Here is a 20,559-nt window from a genome sequence, read left to right on the forward strand (position 1 = left end):
AACCCGCGTATAATCAAATGGTTAAAAAAGCTCCGGGCCTGGGGCAGCCCCCTGGAGCGATTTTAGAAATCTGCGTCGAAACTAATCTTGTTAGATTCTTTGTCTTTGTTGGTAACTCCCGCTTTCTGATATTCGGAAACGCGCTTCTCAAAGAAGTTCGTTTTACCTTGAAGCGAGATCATATCCATAAAATCAAAAGGATTGCTGGTGCTGTATTCTTTCTCACAACCCAACTCCACCAAGAGGCGGTCTGTTACGAATTCCAAATACTGAGTCATCAGTTTGGAGTTCATTCCAATTAGACTTACCGGTAAAGACTCGGTAATAAATTCACGCTCAATATTAAGCGCATCCACAATGATTTCACGGATTCTTTCCTTTGGAACTTTATTGATTAAGTGATGGTTGTGCAAGTGTACTGCGAAATCACAGTGAACACCCTCATCTCTTGAGATCAGCTCGTTGGAAAAGGTCAATCCTGGCATTAAGCCACGTTTTTTGAGCCAGAAAATCGAACAGAAGGCTCCAGAGAAGAAGATCCCTTCTACAGCAGCGAAAGCGATAAGGCGCTCAGCAAAACTTGGACTTTCAATCCATTTTAATGCCCAATCTGCCTTTTTCTTGATTGCTGGGAAGTTTTCAATTGCATTGAAAAGCTTATCCTTCTCTTTTTCGTCCTTTACGTAGGTATCAATAAGTAGCGAATAGGTCTCTGAGTGGATGTTCTCCATCATGATCTGGAATCCGTAGAAAAACTTCGCTTCAGAATATTGAACTTCATTTACAAAGTTCTCTGCTAGGTTTTCATTTACAATTCCATCCGAAGCTGCAAAGAAGGCTAAGATATGTTTGATGAAATAACGCTCATCATCGTTTAATTTGGTTGCCCAATCCGTCAAATCTTGGTGCAAGTCAATCTCCTCTGCCGTCCAAAAACTGGCTTCGGATTTCTTGTACCAATCCCAAATATCGTGGTGTTGGATAGGGAATATTACAAATCGGTCCTTGTTCTCTGCTAAAATCGGTTCTACTGCGCTCATTGTCCGTTGCTTTTTTTAAAATTCGATAAATTTCTCGTTACTCGGGACTAACAAATATGGAAAATTTTAGAACGAATTAGTCGAGAATAACAGCTTGGTTTTCAACAAAGTTTTTAACATCAAAATTTTCAAACTGTTCACATAGTTTTGTTAACAAAATTGCGCAATTAATTTATTTTCAGTGTTTTATGAATTTACTGTTGAAGTTATTAACAAACGGAAAACAGACCGTTAATAGCTCGTGAAACCCCAGTGAAACCCAAGTGTTCTTAGGGGTTCTCCTAACATTTCCCTAAGGTTTTGGTAACACGATTTTTAACAGTAACCTTAAACAGAATTTTTTGGTTTGGAAGTCAAATGACCCACAAATTGCCGAAAAAAAATCACCAAAATGGTGATTTTATCATCTCAAATTTCTCAGAAGAATTCTAAGTCAGATTAAGGAGTATAAAAAAGGAATTATGCGTCTTGTTATTTTTGTGCGATTTGATCCAATCCATCAAACCAATCTTGTCCGAATTTTCGAATCAAGGCGTCTTTCACAAACTTATAAACCGGAACTTTGAGTTGCTCTCCCAAACTACACGCGGTATCACAAATAGGCCAACGGTGATAATTTACCGCCGCGAATTCGCTGTAATCGGTTACGCGTACAGGGTATAAATGACAGGAAATGGGCTTTTTAAAATCCACATCGCCTCCATTGTACGCATCTTCTATCCCACAACTGGCAATTCCTCCTTCTTTAAAGGTCACATAGGCACATTCTGCCCCATTGACCAAAGGAGTCTCTAATTCTCCAGCTTCTGACTTTATCCAAGTCCCTTGTGCTTCAATGGCCGCCTTTCCCTCTTCTCGCAAATGCGGCGCTACCTTCGGGTAGATCTGTTCTAGAATTTTGGTCTCTTCTGCGCTCAACGGCGCACCGGCCTCTCCTGCAATGCAGCATTCGCCTTTACAAGCGCCGAGATTGCACACAAATTCCTTTTCAATAAGGTCTGTAGATACTATGGTTTTGCCCAACTGGATCATGCCGCAAAGATATTTGCTTTAAGTCAATAAATCCATGGAGTAGGGCCAAAAAAAGTGACAGCTCGTAAAGGCTATCGCTTGTGTTAATTCTATTCGGGAGCTGAAGGATAAATTAGAGCCCTGAACACTTGCGCTGTTCGCCCTTATTTTTAAGCATCGAAATTACCGGCACAATCCCCGTGGTGATAAACATCACACAAAACAAGGCGATCATTTTGGTTTCCATCTGTTTGACTAGCGCGAAGATTATCAATACAATCCAGGCTGCAATGATTCCTATTGCAACAGATAATTTGCTTTTATTTTGATTATTCCATTTCATTTTCTTCTTCATTTAATAGTTGTAATTGAGTCTTGATTATGTCTTTTGAGTTGAAATAACTTGGATTCATACTTCTGTTGAACCTTCTAAACCCTTTTGTTTTTGATAGATAGAAAATTGCTATTCCACCTACTACCCAAAAGATCAATAAAGGCCACTTTTCTATAAGCTCACTCAGTGTCCTTCCCTTTATCCCCAGACCTAATAAGAAACCTCCGGCATAAGCAGTAGTAATGATCCAAGAAAAGTAGTTACACTGAAACGCATTAATAGCAGCATCGTATCTAATTATATCTTGCAGAGCTCCTTTTATATCTTGATTGAGATTAGGCGCTTTTAAGGTGCTCCGCGCGTAAACTAAAGAACTTATCATTGAAAGATAGCACAGAACCACCAAGCCTACTGCCAATAGCGTTATGGTATTAGGCACCATAAAATACACAACAATGAAGGCAACGAAAAATATACAGTTGAGGATAATTGCACGTTTAGAGTTGCCTAGAACACGAAGCATGGGAGCTTCAGTCTTTTTTCTGATATCGGCTTTTAATGATGAGGAGGTATAACTCAATTCTGAGCTATCCCAACTCGCATTGTCAAGCAATGTTTTTAAATCCATACTCAGCTAATTTTTTACGTAATCGACTCACTTTCACTCTCGTATTTACAGCGGAAAGTCCTATCAATTTTGAAATTTCTTTTTGGTTGTAGCCTTCTATCAAAAGCAACACAATCGATTTTTCAACAGGCTGCAATAGTCTTAAAATGGCATCCAATAATTCTTGCCCCTGTAATTTTGATATGGTCTGCTCGTTGTAATTTGTTTCTTCTAAAGGGACATAGTGTTGTTTTTTGTTTTTGCGCAGTCTTGCAAAGGCAACGTTTAACCCAATGCGATACAACCAAGTGGAAAACTTCGAACGACCTTCAAAAGACGGATAAGACTTCCAAGCTTCAACAAGGATGTCTTGTTTTAGATCTTTTTTAGATTCAGCGTCATCAGCATAGAGGTATAAAATCTTATTGATCACCCCTTGATGCTCTTGTATTAGCTGAATATAGTCTTGTTCTTGGGTCCTATCCATTTAGAGTAATCTAACACCATGTAGGTTGTAAAATAAAGCTGAAGTGTTACAGACCGAATTATTTTTTTTCAACCCGTACATATTGAATGCATCAAAATTACCCACAACAATCAATATTGACTACTTTTGCGCCCTAAATCAAGCTGTTATGGAGTTCAACACTAAAGAGATCTTTACCGCAACCATGGTTTTATTTGCGGTTATTGATATTATTGGAAACATCCCCATTGTCATCTCCTTAAGAGAACGTGCGGGACATATTCATTCAGAAAAAGCCTCTATCATTGCCGCTGCAGTGATGGTGCTGTTTTTATTCTTGGGTGAAAGCATTTTAAAGCTCATTGGGATCAACGTAAACGAATTTGCTGTTGCTGGTGCTTTTATCCTTTTCTTTATTGCTTTGGAGATGATCTTGGGCGTTACCCTTTTTAAAGATGACGGGAGTACGCCAGAACTAGCCTCCATATTCCCACTGGCTTTCCCAATGTTGGCCGGACCTGGAAGTTTGACCACTTTACTATCATTACGCGCCGAATATCATATAGAGAATATCATCATTGCCATTGTTATTAATGTCATTGTGATCTATGCGGTTTTAAAAACCTCTGCCCGTCTCCAACGCTTCTTAGGAAAAAACGGAATTGGTATTATAAGAAAGGTTTTTGGCGTAATTTTGCTAGCGATTGCGGTGAAGCTATTCACCTCTAACATTCAAGAATTATTTGCGTAAAGCACAAGCAATGAAAATACTGATCTACATCTTAATGGCTGGCGCACTGGTGCTGATGATCTACAACGCGACTCAACTCAATTTTGACGCCTTGTTGGAAGGAGAAAGCAAAACTGCCATTTCCTTGATCTTGGCAGGATTGAGCTGTATTATTTTACTGCTGATATTACTTCTCTCTAAAAAGATCGAAGAGAAGAAAAAAGACTCCTAGTTCTCTACAGGGGTTAAATCTGCACGCTCTATATCTAAGACGCGCTGAATCATGGCGTCTTCTGAATTCGCCACCTGTCTTGCCTGATTGCTGCCGTATAGCTGATCTGCAAGCGTTTGCTTGATGGCCAACTTGAGGATGTCAAAGTGAGAGGCCAAATCAAGGTTCGGTGATTTGAAGCGTTCGTTATAGTTGATAAAGGCATTGGCCAATTCATCAGACACCTCGTATTCATTCATAAAGGTGTCAAAATCCATCTGGTCAAAATCCGCTCGCGAATTTTCCAGTTGCTCAAAGACAAAGTAGTTCATATATCCGGTGGACATGACATATTCCAAGGTTTCATTGGCTATACTGGTGTCTTTTGGCACAAAGACATCCGGAGTAATTCCACCGCCTCCGTAAACTACACGTCCTTCTGGAGTGACAAACTTAAGCGAATCAGAAACCTTTATACTGTCTGCAGAGCGCAACTCGCCGTTTCTGTATCGGTTTTGGTATTCGCTAAAATAATCGTCCAAGCCTTTGGCGTATGAACGTTGAATGGAGCGACCCGTTGGGGTGTAATAACGCGCAATGGTCAAACGAACAGCACTACCATCTCCCAGAGCCATTTCTCGTTGCACTAAGCCCTTTCCGTAAGAACGGCGCCCAACAATGGTTCCGTGATCATTGTCTTGCAAGGCTCCTGCAACGATCTCTGAAGCCGAGGCTGAATTCTCATTCATCAAAACATAGACCTTGCCCTTTTCAAAATCTCCTCTGCCAGTGGCAAAGGTTAGGTCTTCATCACCTTTTTTGTTCTTGGTGATGAGCATGAGTTTGTCGTCCTCTAAAAACTCATCCAATATCTTATTGGCAGCATTGATATAGCCGCCCGGGTTGTTTCTCAGATCGAGGATCAAAGTCTCCATGCCTTCATCCAAGAGATCATCCATAGCCTCTTTAAACTCGTCATAAGTAGTATCGGCAAAACGGTTTATTTTGACGTAACCGGTAACCTCATCGATCAAATAAGAAGCTTCTACACTTACTAGTGGCACTTCTTTACGTCTCACGTTGAACTCTAAGAGCTCGGGTTCGCCACGGCGGTAAATGCTGAGTTTTACTTTGGAATTTCTATTTCCTTTTAAAAAGGAAACAATGCTGTCTCTGGAGATCTCAGCTCCGTCCAACACTTGATCATCTGCAGCTACGATGCGATCGCCTCCGCGAATTCCTGCTTCATAGGCAGGACCTCCTTCTATAGGATTTATAATGGCGATAGTATCGTTGTAGACGTAAAAATTCACCCCAATACCCACAAAATTTCCGCGCATATCGTTAGCAGCATCTTCATAGGCATCCACAGGAATGTAAACCGAATGTGGATCCAGGTTTTCTAGTATTCCGTTTACCGTGACATCAACAATACTGTCCGTATTGACTTGGTCCACGTATTCGTAGTCTATATAATCAATAAGTCTGTTGAGCTTATCCTTTTTAGAATTCTTAGCAAAGATCTGTTCGCCTCCATCCTGAAAATTCAGTTTGGCGCCAATAAAAGTACCCACAGCCAAACAGCTGCCAATGATAAGCGGTAAATAGATCTTTATACGATTCATGAAAGTTCGTCTAATGAAGAAACCTGCGAAATGTCAACACCGGCACGCTCTAAAAACTCCAAACCGCTGGTATCTTTATAAGCGTGGTGGTATACCAAACGCGTAATTCCAGCCTGATGGATGAGCTTGCTGCATTCCTTACAAGGCGAAAGGGTAATGTACAAGGTAGCTCCCTTGCAGCTCTGCGTGCTCCCGGCAACCTTAGAGATGGCGTTAGCCTCAGCGTGCAAGACATACCATTTGGTGTAGCCTTCCTCATCCTCGCAAAAGTTTTCAAAACCTGTTGGGGTTCCGTTGTAACCGTCTGAGATGATCATCTTGTCTTTGACAATCAAGGCCCCAACCTGCTTGCGCTTGCAATACGACAGCTTGGCCCATTCATAGGCCATGCGCAAATAAGCGACATCGTACTTGTGTTGTTTTGCAGATTTATTCATAGTCAAGGCAATATAGCCAATTCAAAACGAAGATAATTGAACTCCGCTCCTCTATTAAACTGTAGCTTGTTAATCTTATTACAAAGTTTGTCAAAAAAGTGCCAAATCAGCTTTAGAAAGGCCACGTATCTGCAAGCATAGGCAAGAGCAATCCAATGGCGATACAACAAAGCGCAATGGTCCAATCTCTGGCGCTCGCTTTGAGTATGTTCTTAGCGACAAAACCAACGATCAAGGCGATCAGCACAATCACCAACTGCGCCAATTCAATTCCCAAGGCAAATTCAAAGAGTGGCAGGGCCGCGCTTTCATCCAAACTTCTAAAGAAATTGGCAAAGCCAAGTCCGTGTATCAATCCGAAGAAAAGCGTCATGAGATAAGTCCCATAGACAGACAACTCCTTAGCGCCCTTGCGCGTATTTAATAGGTGATAAATAGCCGTAGCCAAAATGGTCACAGGGATCAAAAACTCCACCGCTGTTGGTGACACCGTTACCCAGCCAAAGGTGGCGGCAACCAAAGAGATCATATGCCCAAGAGTGAAGGTGGTGACCAAGCCCACTACCTTTTTCCAATCTGTAAATTCATAGACGGAAACCAAAACTACCAGAAACAAGAGGTGGTCAGGGCCTCCCCAGTCCAATACGTGATTGAAACCCAGATTCAGATATAGCCAAAAATCAGACATGGATGACGTTTTTGGTAAAGTTACCACAAATGCGCCAAGCTACCCTGTACATTATACCTTCTTTAAGACAAAAACAACACTAACATAAAGCTTGTAGAACACGCTGGGCAAGAGGACAATATCGCTTGAATCATAAATGATTAATTTTTAGTAACTTAGGTTAAAATCAACTATGAAACTAAAACTACTCTTCTTTTTGGGCCTAATGGGCCTGTCTCAAATGCAGGCTCAAGATCCTATCCTTTTTGAATACGATTGGTATTTACTATCTACCCGAGTGGATGGAGAAACTTATTTTCCACCCAGCAATAGCGAAGTGAATTTTGTGCCTTTTTACCTAAATGATACGGCAGACCCAAGCGATATGCTGACCTATGTTTGTAATGCATTAGTGGCTGATAGCGTCACCTATACCGATCCTTACGATATTACTTTCAATTCTCTGGCCATGACCTTGATTGATTGTACCATACCGGAGAATGGGATCTTTGAATTCAACTATTTCAATTTCTTCTTTCAAAATGAAGGAGTATCCCTAGAATATGCGATTGGGATCATTGATTTTCCTGCTGACGACGAACTTTGGACCCTCACCATCTATAATGATGATGGAGATTATGTGGATTATCTATCCAAAATTTTAAGTGTGGATGATTTTACCTTGGATGCGGTAAGCTTATACCCGGTGCCTGCAAAAGAAACGCTGTATGTTACCAATCCAAAGGGCTTGGAGCTATCTATTGAAGTCTATGACGTGACTGGAAAGCGGATTCAATCTGGGCGTTTTACAAACAACAGTTTCCAAATTGATGAATTAGCGGCTGGCGTCTATTTTGCAACGCTAAGCGATGGACAAGCCACCACGGTAAAGCGCTTCATCAAACAATAATTAGAAGTACTGCTGTAACTCCTTTTTAAAATAAGCAGCGCTTGATGCTGCACTGGTTGTGGAATTTAAGGTAAAGTTGCCGCCTTGTTCTATATAGAAATATTCCAGGCCAGAAGCCACAGGATCGGGAAGAATTTCATGATAGTTGATAGAGCCATTGCCCAGTTCTGTATAATCTCTGCTTACTTTGTGCATGTCTTTTAAATGCCACATCACGTAGCGGCCCGGATATTTGGCCACCAACTCTTTGGGTGTGGTCTTGCCTTGATGCATCACCCAGTACATGTCCATTTGGAATTTTACTTGCTCGGGATCGGTTCTATCGGCAATAATATCATAACCTGTTTCTCCGTTGCCCAGATCGGCAAATTCATAGCCGTGGTTGTGAAAGGCAAAGCCCATGGAGGTTTCACTGATCTGTTGCCCAATAACTTTTAGCTTTTTAGCCAGCAAACTGTAGCCGTCTCTGTTGCGATAAGCCTCCTCAATAAAAGGCCAAGTAATGTATTTATTGTCCATAACAGAGGCGGCACTAATGCAGGCATCAACATAACGGCGTAGGGCATCATCAGGAGCTTCCATAAAGGCAGAAAGCCCATAATGACCGCTGCTTACGGTCAAATCCAGATCATTTAGAATCGCTTTGAAATCCTGAGGCGAGTAGCCGTAGATCTTGTTGGCATCCGCATCAAAACCATAAGTCTCAAAGTCTTCATATCCCATGACCTTGAGCGCTTGAAGCGTTTCAATGGGTTTGTCTACCATTTGATCTCGAATAGAATAGACCTGATACCCGAGTTTGTATTTGTGCTGATCACCAAAACCTGCACAACTCCATGGCAGCATAGCAGCAGCACTCGCTGTGGCACTGAGTTTTATAAATTCTTTGCGATTCATGTTTTAAAGTTAGTTGAATTTTAAACAACTCACACAATGACAGAATTGCTTTCCAAAAGCACTTCATAAAACTTCGGAATCAAAGAATAAAAAGAACAATAGAGGTGTGTTTAGAGCGTATTAGACCTCTTCCAAGAGTGCGACGGCATCTTGTTTACCTTCTAAGTAATGAGCCAGATGATATTGATCCAAGCGTTCTAGGATACGGGTTAAAGAAGTACTTTCTGTTTCTGAGAGCGGTTTGCTTAAAAGTGTCGCGGCAGGCGCAACCATGCCGTAGGCCTTGAAAGTCTCTCCCAAACCGAAAGGTGTTAATTCTAAAAGGGTGCTTCTTCCGTCCGTGGGATGCGGTTTTTGTTCAATAAGACCATTGCGCAACAAACGTCTTATGACCTCCATGCCAAACGACTTCTCGCAGACCATTTCTCTGATCAAATCCATTTTAGACAAAGGACCTCTTCTGTGGAGTGCTGCCGAAAAAGCAAAATCCATATCCGTAGTGAATTTGGAATCCTGAAGCGCGTTTTTCAGATAACCGTGGGTATATCTATATATGCGACAGACATGTATAAGCGTATTCTCTGCAGAATTACGTCCGTAGGTGATCTTGCCTTGTTCTTGTGTAGCTGCCTCGTGATTTTTTTTGAGTTCGTCCAGAAACAATCCAAAGTCGAGATCATCGGTTTTTGACTCCAATTTAAAGGCAATGGCTTGGTCTACCAAGTGCTTGATTAATGCTTCAATAGTCATATTTAAGTTTAGTTTAACACTACTTAATTCAAATATAGAACAAAATCACACTAATTTCGTAAAAATTTTGCTAAATAAACCAATCAATATCCTATGAAAAAGAAATTGATCTTACTGCTTTTACTGTTGCCTACAGCACTATTTGCACAAACCAGTGGAGAAGTATTTGGAACTGTAATTGATGAGAAAAACATCCCCATCCTCGGTGCATCGGTATTGCTGGAAGGAACCAGTCAAGGAGCACAAACCGATATAGATGGCAAATATCGGATCACAGACATTACACCAGGAAGCTACAACCTTGTGGTAAGCTACCTTGGATTTGAGACTCAAACACGGTACAATATTTTAGTCAAATCCAAAGGAAATCAGGCCTATGATTTTAAGCTCGTTGAGGCTGCAGAGTCTTTAGAAACCGTAGTGATCTCTAATGACAACCGAATAAGTCGTCCCAGAGAAACGCCTTTGAGCACCCAAACGCTATCGGCAGTTGAAATTGCAACCTATCCCGGAAGTAACAATGATGTGGTACAAGTAGCTCAAACCCTCCCTGGGGTCTCCCCTTCTATTGGCGGCTTTAGAAATGACCTTATTATTCGCGGAGGGGCTCCTAATGAAACGGTTTATTATTTAGACGGAATGGAAATCCCCAACATCAACCACTTCAGTACCCAAGGAAGTGCAGGTGGGCCCGTAGGCATGGTGAACGTTTCCTTTATAAGTGATGTGACCCTTTCCACCTCAGCTTTTGCCGCTCAATATGACAATCCGCTATCTGGAGTTTTACAATTCAACCAGCGTAACGGAAATTCAAGAGACTTTAGTGGGAACTTTCGCGTGAGTGCAAGTGAAGCTGCACTTACGCTTGAAGGACCTTTGTTCAGCGGTGAAAATGAAGAATCGAACACCACGTTCATAGCCTCTGTTAGACGTTCCTATTTGGAATTCTTATTTGAAGTGATTGGATTGCCTTTTAGACCCAATTATTGGGATTATCAGTACAAACTGAATCATAAAATAGACGCCTACAACTCCATAAGCCTTTTAGGATTGGGGTCCATTGATGATTTTTCTGTGGAAGCACCTGAGGAGTTTGATGAAGCACAGCAAGCAGCCCTTGAGCAAGCGCCTTTCATCAATCAACGCACCAATGCCATCGGTATCACTTGGAAGAACAGACTCAAGAACGGCAGCGGATTTATGCAAACCACCCTGAGCAATAACACCCTCAATAACGAGTTCACGCGTTTTGAAGATCCTGAGAATGAATCTGGGGTGCTCTTTAATAACGACGCCATTGAAAGCGAGACCAAATTGCGGTATGAGCTTACTAAGTTCTACGGAGATTGGAAGATCAAAACAGGAGCCAATGTCCAATATTCGCGTTATGAGAACAACACGATAAATCAGTTAGACAACAATATATTCAGTACGGAGATCGACTTTGCCAAATACGGCTTTTTTGCCAATGCGACCCGCTCTTTTTTGAATGACAAGCTTGATCTCTCCTTTGGTTTTAGAATGGATGATGACAGTTTTACTACAGAAGAAAGTCTGCTGTCTACCTTCTCCCCACGCCTTTCTCTGTCTTATGAATTTACAGACAACTGGAAGATCAACGCCACCGCTGGACGCTACTATAAATTACCTCCCTACACCATCTTGGGTTTTAGAGATAATGAAGGGAATTTACTCAACCAAAATGTTGATTATACCCAAAGTGATCATTTCGTACTTGGGCTTCAGCATTATTTATCGCCATCTGCCAATATTTCTTTAGAAGGTTTCTACAAGCGCTATGAGGATTATCCTGTGTCTGTTCTTGATGGTGTTTCCTTAGCCAACAAGGGAGGAGATTTTGAAGTTTTGGGAAATGAAGAAATAGCTACGGTAGGTAGAGGTCGTGCTTACGGATTGGAGCTGCAATTCCAACAGAAATTGTCTAATAACTTCTACGGAATCTTTGCCTACACCTTCTTTTACAGCGAGTTTACCGGCTTTGATCGCGATGAATTCTTACCCTCCGTTTGGGACAGTCGTCACCTTATTTCCTTTACGGGAGGTTATAAGTTGGCTCGTAATTGGGAGATCAGTGCGCGGTATCGTTTTGCCGGCCGAACGCCTTTTGTACCCGTGGATCAAGCGGCTACTTTGGATGCATATCCTGAGGTTGTGTTAGACTATTCCCGCTTGGGTGAGGAAAAATTAGAGATCTTCAGCCAACTCGATATTCGCATAGACAAGAAATGGAACTTTGAAAAATTCTCATTCAATGTCTTTGCCGAAGTACAGAATGCTTTGGGACAAGACATTCCGCAACCCACAGAATTTGGTTTGGCTAGAGATGCCGATGGAAATATTCAAAACCCAAGACAGTTGTCTGCTATAGAACAAAACACAGGGCAACTCATTCCCAGTATTGGAATTGTTTTGGACTTTTAATCAATCCATACTCGGACAAATAGCCTCGGTCCAAATGGCGTATCCCTTTGGGTTCATATGCAGACTGTCTCCAATGAATATCTGCGGTTTGGGTCTGCCTGCATCGTTGAGCATCGAATTCCAAACATCGATATAACCTACCTGCTCCTGCTGCTCAGCGTAATCAGAAAGCAGCTTGTTTACCGCCAGATATCCTGTTTCAAATTGCCAGCGAGCAGGACTTGGTTTGGTACCAATGATGTAGATCTCAGTTTCAGGCAAGCTGCTTCGGATCTTCCCCACAATCTGACTCATGGTCTTTAAAATGGTCTCTGGCGTCTTTCCGGAATTGATGTCGTTATCGCCTTCATAGATGAACACCTTTACGGGTTTGAATCGCAGAACAGCAGCATCTAAGTGATAGAGCAAATCACTGGCTTCAGAGCCTCCAAAACCGGTGTTAATGATCTTTTCATCGGCGCAATCTTTTTGCACCGTCCCCCAAAAACGCACGCTGGAACTTCCGGTAATGACAATCAGATCTCCATCAGGGATCTCCATTTTACTAAAGCCGTTGATCACAAATTGAAAGCGGTTTGGATCTTGGGCCTTGAGGTCAATCAATGCGCTAAAAAGCAGCATTAAGGTAAACAGCCATTTTAAACTTTTCATAAGACTAGTCTTGTTTTATAAATACCACATTTTTTACGCGTCCAGATTCTAATTTAAAGGCAGTTATGTTGGGTGAACCTTGAAAGACCACCGTTGCTCCTGAACCACTAAAGGTATGGTTGTCAATTTGTTTTAAAGAGATGGGGTCATTGTCACCAATGCTAACTTGTAAGGCATCATCTACCGCAGTTACCGCGTAGCGAACATCCAATTCTTCACTGTAGTAGCTACCCTTGTAGGCGGTAAGATCTACTCCAGAAAAGTCCTTAACCACCTTTCGCTTGGTAATGGTCAACTCACCGGGTTGCTGCACCTCAAGCGTATTGGTCTTTCCATCTTTCAAGTCTTTGAAAGTGAACTTGAAGTTATCGTTACCCGGAATTCCATAAGAGTTCCCGCTGGTCTTGGCAATATTATATGAGGCGCCGTTCCACTTTTGTGTGAGGTTTAAGGAATCATTTTTAATAGCGATCTCTAATTCCACTCCAGCCTCTATTTCATAAGTACCTACCATTTGCTCCATTTCAAAGATCACCGCTGGGATCGCCGTTTCTACCTCTGCAACAGCATCGGGTTCGGGTTCTTTCAAAACATCTTTTAAGAGGATATCCGCAACGGCATCTGCCATGCTCCAAGGACTGGCATCGGCTCGGTTTGCAAATACGGCAATGGACAAATTGTGCTCCGGGAACCGGACCAATTCGGCTCTAAAACCTACAAAAGCGCCACCGTGACGAATCGCTTTAACCCCTTTGTAATCCTCAATAAAAACACCGAGAGCATAATCAATGGTCTCGCCATTGTTTAGCACGCCTTGGGTGGTCATTTTCTCCCAAAAGTCAGCAGGCAAAACGGCCGCGTTGTAGTATTCGTCGTCCCACTTTTTAATATCATTGATAGAAGTAAAGATTCCGCCATCACCGATCATATCCAAAGTGGTCATGCTGATCATAAATGCTCCACTGGAATGCGGGGCATAACCAGAGGCCCTGTTTTTCACGACCCTGTTGTGATAATTATGAAAGTGGGTATCGCGCATTTCCAAAGGCCTGAAAATGTTGTTTCTGGCGTAGTCTGCCATATTGCTCCCGGATGCCTTCTCCACGATCTGTCCCAACAACCAATAGCCAGAATTGCTGTATAAATACTCCTCTCCCGGCTCAAAATTAAGACTGGTCTGCCTTACAAGCCATTGCATAATATCGGCGTCGGTATAATGGGTGTCGTCATCATATCCTTTTAGATAGGCCAGCTGTAAGTAGTCTCTAATTCCGCTGGTGTGATTTAGCAGATGACGCACGGTGATCCTTTGAGCACATTCGGGAAATTCTGGATAGAATTTAGACAGTGGGTCATCAAAACTGAGCTTGCCTTCACTTTCCAAAAGCACTATACAGGCAGCGGTAAATTGTTTGGATGTGGACCCGATCCGAAACACCGAATTGGCATCGTTGGGAATATTGTATTCCAAATTGGCCATTCCGTAACCTTTGCTGTATAGGATCTTCCCATCTCTAAATATTCCCAAAGATGCTCCGGGCACTTCTCTATTCCCCCAGGCTTTGAATACGGCATCGATTTGATCCGCTTCTGGAATTTGGGCAAAAGCTATACTTGTCATCATAAGAGACAAAGCAAAACACAGTTTCTTCATAGTGGTTGTAATTTTAGCTGCAAAAGTTAAAGTGTCTTTAAAGGTAATTGAGTTCTGTCAATTGTCCTAGCAAAGCGGATTATTGATGATCGCTACAGCGGCAAAATCTATGTTAATGTTTTTACAAAATCATTTATTTTGTTTAATGTTTACTTATTTTCGTTAAACGATTAATTACCAGCTTTAACCAATAATACCATGAAGACACTAAAATTCGCTGTAGTTACGCTTGTTTTCGCAATTCTTGTTTCTTTTAAACCTGCCACAGATGACTTCCAAGGACAGGCCTTCTATTTCTCAAAATCTACAATGGATCTCGGAAACTGGGGAGCTCGCTTAAGTGAGGCAGAGAAAAAACAAGTTTACGCACGCCTAAAAAATCGTTTAGAAAAAACCTATATCCTCGATTTCAATAAAGAAGAGTCTATTTTCAATGAGGAAGATCAGATAGATGCCATGTCTGGAGCCACAGACACTTGGGGGAGCAACTTTGCTCGCGGCGAGCAATACAAGAATGTTAAACAAAACATGCTTATCCAAGCGCAAGAATTCTACGGAAAGAAGTTCTTGGTAAAAGATAAGTTGGCAGATATTGAGTGGAATATGGCTGGCGATTCTAAAATGATCGGGCAATACATGTGCTTTAAAGCCACTGCCACGGTGCCAACCAAAGAACTCACTTGGTACAACTTTGAGTGGAGTGATCTTCGTGCCGAGGAAGAAAAAGATGCCGATGGCAATCCTATAATTCCCACTACAGACATTGAGGCGTGGTATACGCTACAAATCCCAGTAAGCCATGGACCTGCCGAGTACTGGGGGCTTCCAGGACTTATTTTGGAAGTAAGTGCAGGAAATACCACCATGCTTTGTTCTAAAGTAGTATTGAATCCTGACGAGACCGTTGCTATTAAAGCCCCAGACAAGGGCAAAGAGATCAACAAAGCCGATTACGCCATGACCATCCGCAAGAAGATGATGGAGATGCGTGATAACCGAGGCAGAAGAAGAAACTAAATCTCGAGCCTGGTTTAAGGTCCGCATTACGATGAAAAAATTACTCCTTTTCGCCCTGCTGCTCGGCAGCATAGGCACAACCCTTGCCCAGATCCAAATGCAAGGAGTGGTCAAAGACAGTTTGGATATTCCCTTGGAATTGGCCAATGTAGTTGCCATAAACGACTCCACCAATGCCTTGGAATCTTACGGCATCACCAATGAAGCCGGTAAGTACAAACTCGAACTTGAAGCCAATACCAGTTATAAACTCCAAGTGAGCTATATCGGTTTTAAAACCTATGAAGAGCAACTCCAAACCGGAGAGGCTGATCTCAACAGAGACTTTAAACTAGCCCCAGACAACGCACTAGATGCCGTTGAGTTGGTTTATGAAATGCCCGTGACAGTTAAGGGTGATACGCTAGTTTACAACGCAGACTCCTTCAATACGGGAACGGAGCGCAAACTGGGTGATGTTTTGGAAAACCTGCCTGGCGTGGAGATCAATGAAGACGGGCAGATCGAAGTAGAAGGAAAAGTGGTCAATAAACTCATGGTAAACGGCAAGGACTTCTTTGACGGAGACACCAAGCTGGCCACAGAGAACATTCCATCCAACGCTGTTTCTAAAGTTCAAGTACTCAGAAACTACGCAGAAGTTGGTCAATTGAGCGGCGTTCGCAACAACCAGGACAATGTGGCCATTAACATCAAACTCAAAGAAGGGAAAGAGAACTTCTGGTTCGGAAGTGTTACTGCAGGAGGAGGATCCTCACCGGAGGACGAACTTTATTTATTGCAACCCAAGCTCTTTTACTACAGCCCAAAATACAGCTTGAACTTTATTGGTGACCTTAATAACACTGGAGAAGTTGCCTTGACGCGAAGAGATATCCGCGGTTTTGGAGGAGGATTTCAAGCGCCGAGTCGCAGCAGTGGTACGGACATTAATTTGGGAGACAACAGCTTGAATTTCTTGACCAGTCAAGGAAACGCTTTAGAGATTGAGAGTCAATTAGGTTCTATGAACTTTAGTTATTCTCCCAAGACCACACTAGATTTTAGTGGGTTTGCCATTTTCAATTCGAGTAGAATTCTATCCAGAGAGTCGAGTTTTGTGCAGTATACAGATCCTGAGTTGGGCATTCCGGATGAAGCAACGGAACAGCGCAGCCGCGAACGTTCTGATCAAGGCTTGGTGAAATTCAGTGTGAAATATCAGCCTAACCTCAACAATCAAATGGATTATGATGTGTTGGGAAGAATTTCAAGAGATACACAAGATCAAAATCAGTTCTCTTCTGTGATTGGAAACACCGATCAATTTGACGAGGTGACTCCGTACAGCATCAATCAGAATCTAAACTACTACTATACGCTTAACGAGCGCAACATCTTTGCCTTTGAGGCCACTCACCTCTTGCGCAATGAAGACCCATTTTACAATGCAGTTTTAGTCAACGACCCGGACAGTCCGGACGCTTTTGACAATACTGCGGAGGCCCTCGGTCTGAATACCAGTCTAGATTTTTACAATATTGGCCAAGACCGAAGAATTAAATCCAATCAATTAGACGCTAAGTTGGACCACTATTTTGTGATCAATCAGCGCAGTAATTTGAACTTTACCTTGGGGACCATTTTGAGCAATCAGCAATTCAATTCCAATATCTTTCAATTTTTAGAAGATGGAAGCCGATTTGACCCAACCCCAACCATTAATGACGGCTTGGACACCAACGATACCGAATACAACTTCAGCGATATTTATCTCGGTGTGCACTACCGAGCCAAATGGGGGAAATTTACCGTAACCCCAGGATTCTCGCTGCACGCTTATGGGAACCGCAACATTCAATCCGGAGAAGAATTTAAAGACAACTTCTTTAGACTGCTACCGGACTTTGAAACGCGCATTCAATTCAAGAAGAGCGAGCAGTTGACCTTCCGCTATGAGATGCGCAACCAGTTCACAGACGTGACGCGTTTGGCGCAAGGCTTGGTCTTTAATAGCATTAATAACATTTCTTTTGGAGAGCCGGAATTGCAGAATGCTTTGGCTCATAATGTGAGCTTGTTTTACAGCAGTTTTAATTTATTCAACTACACCAACGTATTTGCCAGAGCTGCTTATACCAAGAATATTGATCAGATCAGAAGTTTGACCAACTTTGACAACGTAATTAGAACCAGTACGTTTTTTAACTCTGCCTTTGCCGATGAGACGGCGAGTTTATTCGGAAGAGTGCAACGCACCTTTGGAAAGGTTCGTGCGAGCATCAATGTGCGATACAATTACAGCAAGATCAACCAGTTTATCCAAGGGCAGCGCTCCATCAATGAAGGCTTTACACAAAGCTATACGCCCGGTTTAAGAACCAACTTTAAAGTGGCACCAAACATCTCTTTGAGTTATAGATATGTGGTGACCAACAACAACCAAGGGGATAGAGAGACTACTTTCATCACCAACGCACCGACCTTTGAATTTGACGCTTATATCTGGAAATCGGTCACTTTTAGAACCGATTATGCCTATACCATTCAGGAGTTGGACAACGGAGAAACACAGTCCTTCCAAAACTGGAATGCCCGTTTATCGTATAGAAAGAATCGGGATTCTAAATGGGAGTATGAGATCAGAGCAACCAACATTCTCAACATAGATTCTCAGGTGAGAAACAGTGCCAATAATGTGTCAGTTTTTAATTCGGAGACGTTTATTCAGCCAAGATTTATTACCTTCCGCTTTATCTATACACTATAAATCTAACTTAATACAGCCACCACAGCATGAAGAAATTAGTTCTTTTGGCCTTTTTTATTGGGTTTGCCACCCTTACCCAAGCGCAGGATTACACCGATATTGTAAAGTTTCAATACAATCGAGCTACGCTAGGAAATATTGACAATGATGATGAAACGGAGGTTGGAAACGCGAACTTGGAAACCTATTTCGTGATCCCCGCCACGGCAAAAACGATCTTTATTGCCGGTTTTACTTATGAAAACACACGCTTGAGCGTTGCTCACGACGACGATTTTAGAACCAATCTGGTAATGACACGTCTTAACCTGGGTGTTAAACTGGACCACGGAAACGGATGGAGCGGAACGTATGTTTTACTTCCTAAATACGCTTCTGATTTCAACGATCTAGGCGGAGATGCTTTCCAATTTGGAGGTTTAGCATTATTTGAAAAGAAGATCTCTGGTCGTAAAGGCTGGAAGTTTGGTAGTTATGTGTCTTCAGAAAACTTCGGAACCATCATCACTCCGCTTGTGGGTATGTGGTACAAATCCCCTAACCGCAAGTTTTACGTAAACGCGGTATTCCCGATTCGTTCTGAGGCTAACTACGCCATCTCTGATGTTTTTAGCGTTGGAGCCAACCTTTTGACTTCTGTTAAGGCTTACGATCTTTCTGGAAATGCAGACGGATTCTACGTACAAGAGGAGTCTATCCGCTTCAATCTTTATGCAGGAGTGAGCTTGTTTGACGGGACGCTCTTAGCACGCGCTAAGATCGGATACGATACCACGGATTATGGTCTTTACATGCAAGGAGATAAAGTAGGTGCACAAGTTTTGACCTTCCAAGTTGGAGGTGATGACAGAAACCGCTTGAACAGTGAATTTGATGCTGCTCCCTTTATGGGTGTTGACCTTATTCTTCGCGCAGGAATTTAATCCCCAAGAAATAATCTAGTCTAAAGGCTGCTTCAGGATCTGGAGCAGCTTTTTTAGTTGCTGATCTTCTGAGTCAAATGGATTGTTGGCAATTTCAATATCTGGAAGCACGCCACGTGCAGATCGATCCCCACTCACCCTTACAATTTCACCCTTAGAGACTACTACAGGAATCCCAGTATTTGGCAAACTAAAGTTGAATACTGATGCGTAGAGCGAAGGATACTCCGCAGTCTCTTCACCCACTATAGTCGCCCAACCATAATCCTTTAATTGGGCTGCGGTCACTGCAGCTTGAGAATAGGAATGTCTGTTAACCAACACATAGACTTCACCTTGGTATCTGCGCGATGCTGGCTTTGGCTCATATTTCGGAAAATCATAACTAAAAACTTCTCCGTTGGCTTTAGAAAAAATTGCATTCTGATAAGCAGAGGTGGTATCGCGATTTGCAGCTAGCGCATCTTTAAGCTGCCTGCTGGATCTCAGCTTGAACTCGGAGCACCATTTAAAAGGCTTGTCTGCAATATAACTGGTCAAATAATCAGCAAAGCTATCGTCACCGCCGCCATTTCCCCGAAGATCAATGATTAAATTCGGAAGGTTTCTTTTTTTAATTTCCACAAATGAGGAGTCTATAAACGCCTTGTAAAGATTCAGATCGTCTTTAAAACTACCCGGATTTAAAACGGCGGCATTAGCGGTGAATTCCAGATTCATCTCGGCATTTACAGCATCCGTTCTTATGTACTCAAAATCATCCAGTGCGGCTACGGCGGAGAGTTCCAGTTCTTGAACTGACCCTGAAAGTTCCACACCTACTTGGAACGACTCCTGAGGCCCATACACTTGCCAATACAGTCGTGGCAATGTGAAAAATTCCGCCTTTGTTTGAATATAGTAAGGGCGTTCTCCTGCAAGCTGACGATACAGTTTTTCAAATACGTCTTGGATTGGTTCGCCATTGATGCTGAGCAGTTTGGTCCCCGGTTGGATCCGTTTGTCCTCAGACCAATTGGCGGTCACTTTATAATCGCCTTGATGAAAAATAGCCTCTAAAGGAAACAACTTGCCTCCTTGTGAAGCATATTCTATATACTGTGGAATCGGAAAAACAACTTCCGTATGCCCATTTTTCAATTGTGCTGCAAAAGGCTGCAGTAGTTTGGTTGCCTCAAGAACATTTAACGAGTCTTGAGTGATGGCAGTGCGCGTCTGCTGATAGGCTGCTTCTAATTCCTGTGCACTCACATAGGCAAATGGAGCTATATGCGTTTGCCTAAGGGCATCGTATAAATAATCGAGATCTGCTAAAACAGCTTCTCTGGTGAAGTTGTTTGAATTTTGAGCTAGACTAAAAAGTGGAACTAAAATCCAGAGCAGTAGTATTTGATGTATGATTCGTTTCATGTTTGGCAGCCTTTTTTGGCGCCTTAAA

At 42.4% G+C, this 20,559-nt stretch carries 20 protein-coding genes; 7 read left to right on the top strand and 13 right to left on the bottom strand.

Features of this window, described 5'->3' with window-relative positions:
* Positions 1 to 62 precede the first annotated feature (62 nt).
* The 5 genes from POW22_RS00655 to POW22_RS00675 all read right to left on the bottom strand — a co-directional run bounded on the left by POW22_RS00655 (position 63) and on the right by POW22_RS00675 (position 3,479).
* Complete coding sequence (locus POW22_RS00655) at positions 63 to 1,040, bottom strand: ribonucleotide-diphosphate reductase subunit beta (protein WP_272830445.1); 978 nt, start codon at positions 1,038 to 1,040, stop codon at positions 63 to 65.
* 471 nt (positions 1,041 to 1,511) lie between these two features.
* The gene (locus tag POW22_RS00660) at positions 1,512 to 2,072 is read right to left on the bottom strand and encodes a DUF3109 family protein (RefSeq protein ID WP_272830447.1); all 561 of its coding nucleotides are present in this window, start codon (positions 2,070 to 2,072) and stop codon (positions 1,512 to 1,514) included.
* Between the two features lie 112 nt (positions 2,073 to 2,184).
* Complete coding sequence (locus POW22_RS00665) at positions 2,185 to 2,406, bottom strand: hypothetical protein (RefSeq protein WP_272830448.1); 222 nt, start codon at positions 2,404 to 2,406, stop codon at positions 2,185 to 2,187.
* On the bottom strand, positions 2,381 to 3,013 hold the full coding sequence (locus tag POW22_RS00670) for a hypothetical protein (RefSeq protein WP_272830449.1): 633 nt from the start codon (positions 3,011 to 3,013) through the stop codon (positions 2,381 to 2,383). The genes POW22_RS00665 and POW22_RS00670 overlap by 26 nt, the downstream gene beginning before the upstream one ends.
* Positions 2,991 to 3,479: an RNA polymerase sigma factor gene (locus POW22_RS00675; RefSeq protein ID WP_272830450.1), complete on the bottom strand. Its 489-nt coding sequence runs from the start codon at positions 3,477 to 3,479 to the stop codon at positions 2,991 to 2,993. Before POW22_RS00675 ends, POW22_RS00670 begins: the two co-directional genes overlap by 23 nt.
* Positions 3,480 to 3,627: 148 nt before the next feature.
* Between POW22_RS00675 and POW22_RS00680 the strand changes: the two genes are divergently transcribed.
* Both POW22_RS00680 and POW22_RS00685 read left to right on the top strand, forming a co-directional pair.
* On the top strand, positions 3,628 to 4,209 hold the full coding sequence (locus POW22_RS00680) for a MarC family protein (protein WP_272830451.1): 582 nt from the start codon (positions 3,628 to 3,630) through the stop codon (positions 4,207 to 4,209).
* 10 nt (positions 4,210 to 4,219) lie between these two features.
* Entirely contained in the window at positions 4,220 to 4,420 is a 201-nt protein-coding gene (locus tag POW22_RS00685) for a hypothetical protein (protein WP_272830452.1), read from the top strand.
* Here POW22_RS00685 and POW22_RS00690 read toward each other — a convergent pair.
* The 3 genes from POW22_RS00690 to POW22_RS00700 form a co-directional block, all read right to left on the bottom strand.
* On the bottom strand, positions 4,417 to 6,024 hold the full coding sequence (locus tag POW22_RS00690) for a S41 family peptidase (protein ID WP_272830454.1): 1,608 nt from the start codon (positions 6,022 to 6,024) through the stop codon (positions 4,417 to 4,419). The genes POW22_RS00685 and POW22_RS00690 overlap by 4 nt on opposite strands.
* Positions 6,021 to 6,461: a deoxycytidylate deaminase gene (locus tag POW22_RS00695; RefSeq protein WP_272830456.1), complete on the bottom strand. Its 441-nt coding sequence runs from the start codon at positions 6,459 to 6,461 to the stop codon at positions 6,021 to 6,023. The genes POW22_RS00690 and POW22_RS00695 overlap by 4 nt, the downstream gene beginning before the upstream one ends.
* Before the next feature lie 112 nt (positions 6,462 to 6,573).
* Positions 6,574 to 7,149, bottom strand: coding sequence for a HupE/UreJ family protein (locus tag POW22_RS00700; RefSeq protein ID WP_272830457.1), 576 nt, complete (start codon positions 7,147 to 7,149; stop codon positions 6,574 to 6,576).
* A 172-nt stretch (positions 7,150 to 7,321) separates the two neighbouring features.
* Here POW22_RS00700 and POW22_RS00705 point away from each other — a divergent pair, with 172 nt between their 5' ends.
* A complete protein-coding gene (locus tag POW22_RS00705; RefSeq protein WP_272830459.1) occupies positions 7,322 to 8,038 on the top strand; it encodes a T9SS type A sorting domain-containing protein in 717 nt (238 codons plus the stop codon).
* Here POW22_RS00705 and POW22_RS00710 read toward each other — a convergent pair whose 3' ends face one another.
* Both POW22_RS00710 and POW22_RS00715 read right to left on the bottom strand, forming a co-directional pair.
* Entirely contained in the window at positions 8,039 to 8,935 is an 897-nt protein-coding gene (locus tag POW22_RS00710) for a sugar phosphate isomerase/epimerase family protein (RefSeq protein WP_272830461.1), read from the bottom strand.
* A 120-nt stretch (positions 8,936 to 9,055) separates the two neighbouring features.
* The gene (locus POW22_RS00715; RefSeq protein WP_272830463.1) at positions 9,056 to 9,685 is read right to left on the bottom strand and encodes a MarR family winged helix-turn-helix transcriptional regulator; all 630 of its coding nucleotides are present in this window, start codon (positions 9,683 to 9,685) and stop codon (positions 9,056 to 9,058) included.
* A 93-nt stretch (positions 9,686 to 9,778) separates the two neighbouring features.
* Here POW22_RS00715 and POW22_RS00720 point away from each other — a divergent pair, with 93 nt between their 5' ends.
* Positions 9,779 to 12,127, top strand: a complete 2,349-nt coding sequence (locus POW22_RS00720) for a TonB-dependent receptor (RefSeq protein WP_272830464.1) — start codon at positions 9,779 to 9,781, stop codon at positions 12,125 to 12,127.
* On the opposite strand, the gene POW22_RS00725 is transcribed toward POW22_RS00720, so the two are convergent.
* Both POW22_RS00725 and POW22_RS00730 read right to left on the bottom strand, forming a co-directional pair.
* Positions 12,128 to 12,778, bottom strand: a complete 651-nt coding sequence (locus POW22_RS00725; protein ID WP_272830465.1) for a GDSL-type esterase/lipase family protein — start codon at positions 12,776 to 12,778, stop codon at positions 12,128 to 12,130.
* Positions 12,779 to 12,782: 4 nt separating this feature from the next.
* Positions 12,783 to 14,432 carry a serine hydrolase domain-containing protein gene (locus POW22_RS00730; RefSeq protein ID WP_272830466.1) on the bottom strand — a complete coding sequence of 550 codons (1,650 nt, stop codon included), beginning with the start codon at positions 14,430 to 14,432 and terminating at the stop codon, positions 12,783 to 12,785.
* A gap of 198 nt (positions 14,433 to 14,630) precedes the next feature.
* Here POW22_RS00730 and POW22_RS00735 point away from each other — a divergent pair, with 198 nt between their 5' ends.
* Genes POW22_RS00735 through POW22_RS00745 form a run of 3 tightly spaced genes read left to right on the top strand, consistent with a single transcriptional unit; the run spans position 14,631 to position 19,121 of the window.
* The gene (locus POW22_RS00735; RefSeq protein ID WP_272830468.1) at positions 14,631 to 15,449 is read left to right on the top strand and encodes a GLPGLI family protein; all 819 of its coding nucleotides are present in this window, start codon (positions 14,631 to 14,633) and stop codon (positions 15,447 to 15,449) included.
* A 31-nt stretch (positions 15,450 to 15,480) separates the two neighbouring features.
* A complete protein-coding gene (locus POW22_RS00740; RefSeq protein ID WP_272830469.1) occupies positions 15,481 to 18,198 on the top strand; it encodes a TonB-dependent receptor in 2,718 nt (905 codons plus the stop codon).
* A gap of 26 nt (positions 18,199 to 18,224) precedes the next feature.
* On the top strand, positions 18,225 to 19,121 hold the full coding sequence (locus POW22_RS00745; protein ID WP_272830470.1) for a hypothetical protein: 897 nt from the start codon (positions 18,225 to 18,227) through the stop codon (positions 19,119 to 19,121).
* 15 nt (positions 19,122 to 19,136) lie between these two features.
* Here the strand turns inward: POW22_RS00745 and POW22_RS00750 are convergent, their stop codons facing one another.
* Positions 19,137 to 20,531, bottom strand: a complete 1,395-nt coding sequence (locus POW22_RS00750; RefSeq protein ID WP_272830471.1) for a S41 family peptidase — start codon at positions 20,529 to 20,531, stop codon at positions 19,137 to 19,139.
* Positions 20,532 to 20,559: the final 28 nt, after the last annotated feature.

The sequence above is a fragment of the Gilvibacter sediminis genome (assembly GCF_028561565.1).
GTDB lineage: Bacteria > Bacteroidota > Bacteroidia > Flavobacteriales > Flavobacteriaceae > Gilvibacter > Gilvibacter sediminis.

Coding starts and splice junctions, on each gene's coding strand:
- POW22_RS00655 (WP_272830445.1), bottom strand. CDS start 1,040: ATGAGCGCAGTAGAACCGATTTTAGCAGAGAACAAGGACCGATTTGTA.
- POW22_RS00660 (WP_272830447.1), bottom strand. CDS start 2,072: ATGATCCAGTTGGGCAAAACCATAGTATCTACAGACCTTATTGAAAAG.
- POW22_RS00665 (WP_272830448.1), bottom strand. CDS start 2,406: ATGAAGAAGAAAATGAAATGGAATAATCAAAATAAAAGCAAATTATCT.
- POW22_RS00670 (WP_272830449.1), bottom strand. CDS start 3,013: ATGGATTTAAAAACATTGCTTGACAATGCGAGTTGGGATAGCTCAGAA.
- POW22_RS00675 (WP_272830450.1), bottom strand. CDS start 3,479: ATGGATAGGACCCAAGAACAAGACTATATTCAGCTAATACAAGAGCAT.
- POW22_RS00680 (WP_272830451.1), top strand. CDS start 3,628: ATGGAGTTCAACACTAAAGAGATCTTTACCGCAACCATGGTTTTATTT.
- POW22_RS00685 (WP_272830452.1), top strand. CDS start 4,220: ATGAAAATACTGATCTACATCTTAATGGCTGGCGCACTGGTGCTGATG.
- POW22_RS00690 (WP_272830454.1), bottom strand. CDS start 6,024: ATGAATCGTATAAAGATCTATTTACCGCTTATCATTGGCAGCTGTTTG.
- POW22_RS00695 (WP_272830456.1), bottom strand. CDS start 6,461: ATGAATAAATCTGCAAAACAACACAAGTACGATGTCGCTTATTTGCGC.
- POW22_RS00700 (WP_272830457.1), bottom strand. CDS start 7,149: ATGTCTGATTTTTGGCTATATCTGAATCTGGGTTTCAATCACGTATTG.
- POW22_RS00705 (WP_272830459.1), top strand. CDS start 7,322: ATGAAACTAAAACTACTCTTCTTTTTGGGCCTAATGGGCCTGTCTCAA.
- POW22_RS00710 (WP_272830461.1), bottom strand. CDS start 8,935: ATGAATCGCAAAGAATTTATAAAACTCAGTGCCACAGCGAGTGCTGCT.
- POW22_RS00715 (WP_272830463.1), bottom strand. CDS start 9,685: ATGACTATTGAAGCATTAATCAAGCACTTGGTAGACCAAGCCATTGCC.
- POW22_RS00720 (WP_272830464.1), top strand. CDS start 9,779: ATGAAAAAGAAATTGATCTTACTGCTTTTACTGTTGCCTACAGCACTA.
- POW22_RS00725 (WP_272830465.1), bottom strand. CDS start 12,778: ATGAAAAGTTTAAAATGGCTGTTTACCTTAATGCTGCTTTTTAGCGCA.
- POW22_RS00730 (WP_272830466.1), bottom strand. CDS start 14,432: ATGAAGAAACTGTGTTTTGCTTTGTCTCTTATGATGACAAGTATAGCT.
- POW22_RS00735 (WP_272830468.1), top strand. CDS start 14,631: ATGAAGACACTAAAATTCGCTGTAGTTACGCTTGTTTTCGCAATTCTT.
- POW22_RS00740 (WP_272830469.1), top strand. CDS start 15,481: ATGAAAAAATTACTCCTTTTCGCCCTGCTGCTCGGCAGCATAGGCACA.
- POW22_RS00745 (WP_272830470.1), top strand. CDS start 18,225: ATGAAGAAATTAGTTCTTTTGGCCTTTTTTATTGGGTTTGCCACCCTT.
- POW22_RS00750 (WP_272830471.1), bottom strand. CDS start 20,531: ATGAAACGAATCATACATCAAATACTACTGCTCTGGATTTTAGTTCCA.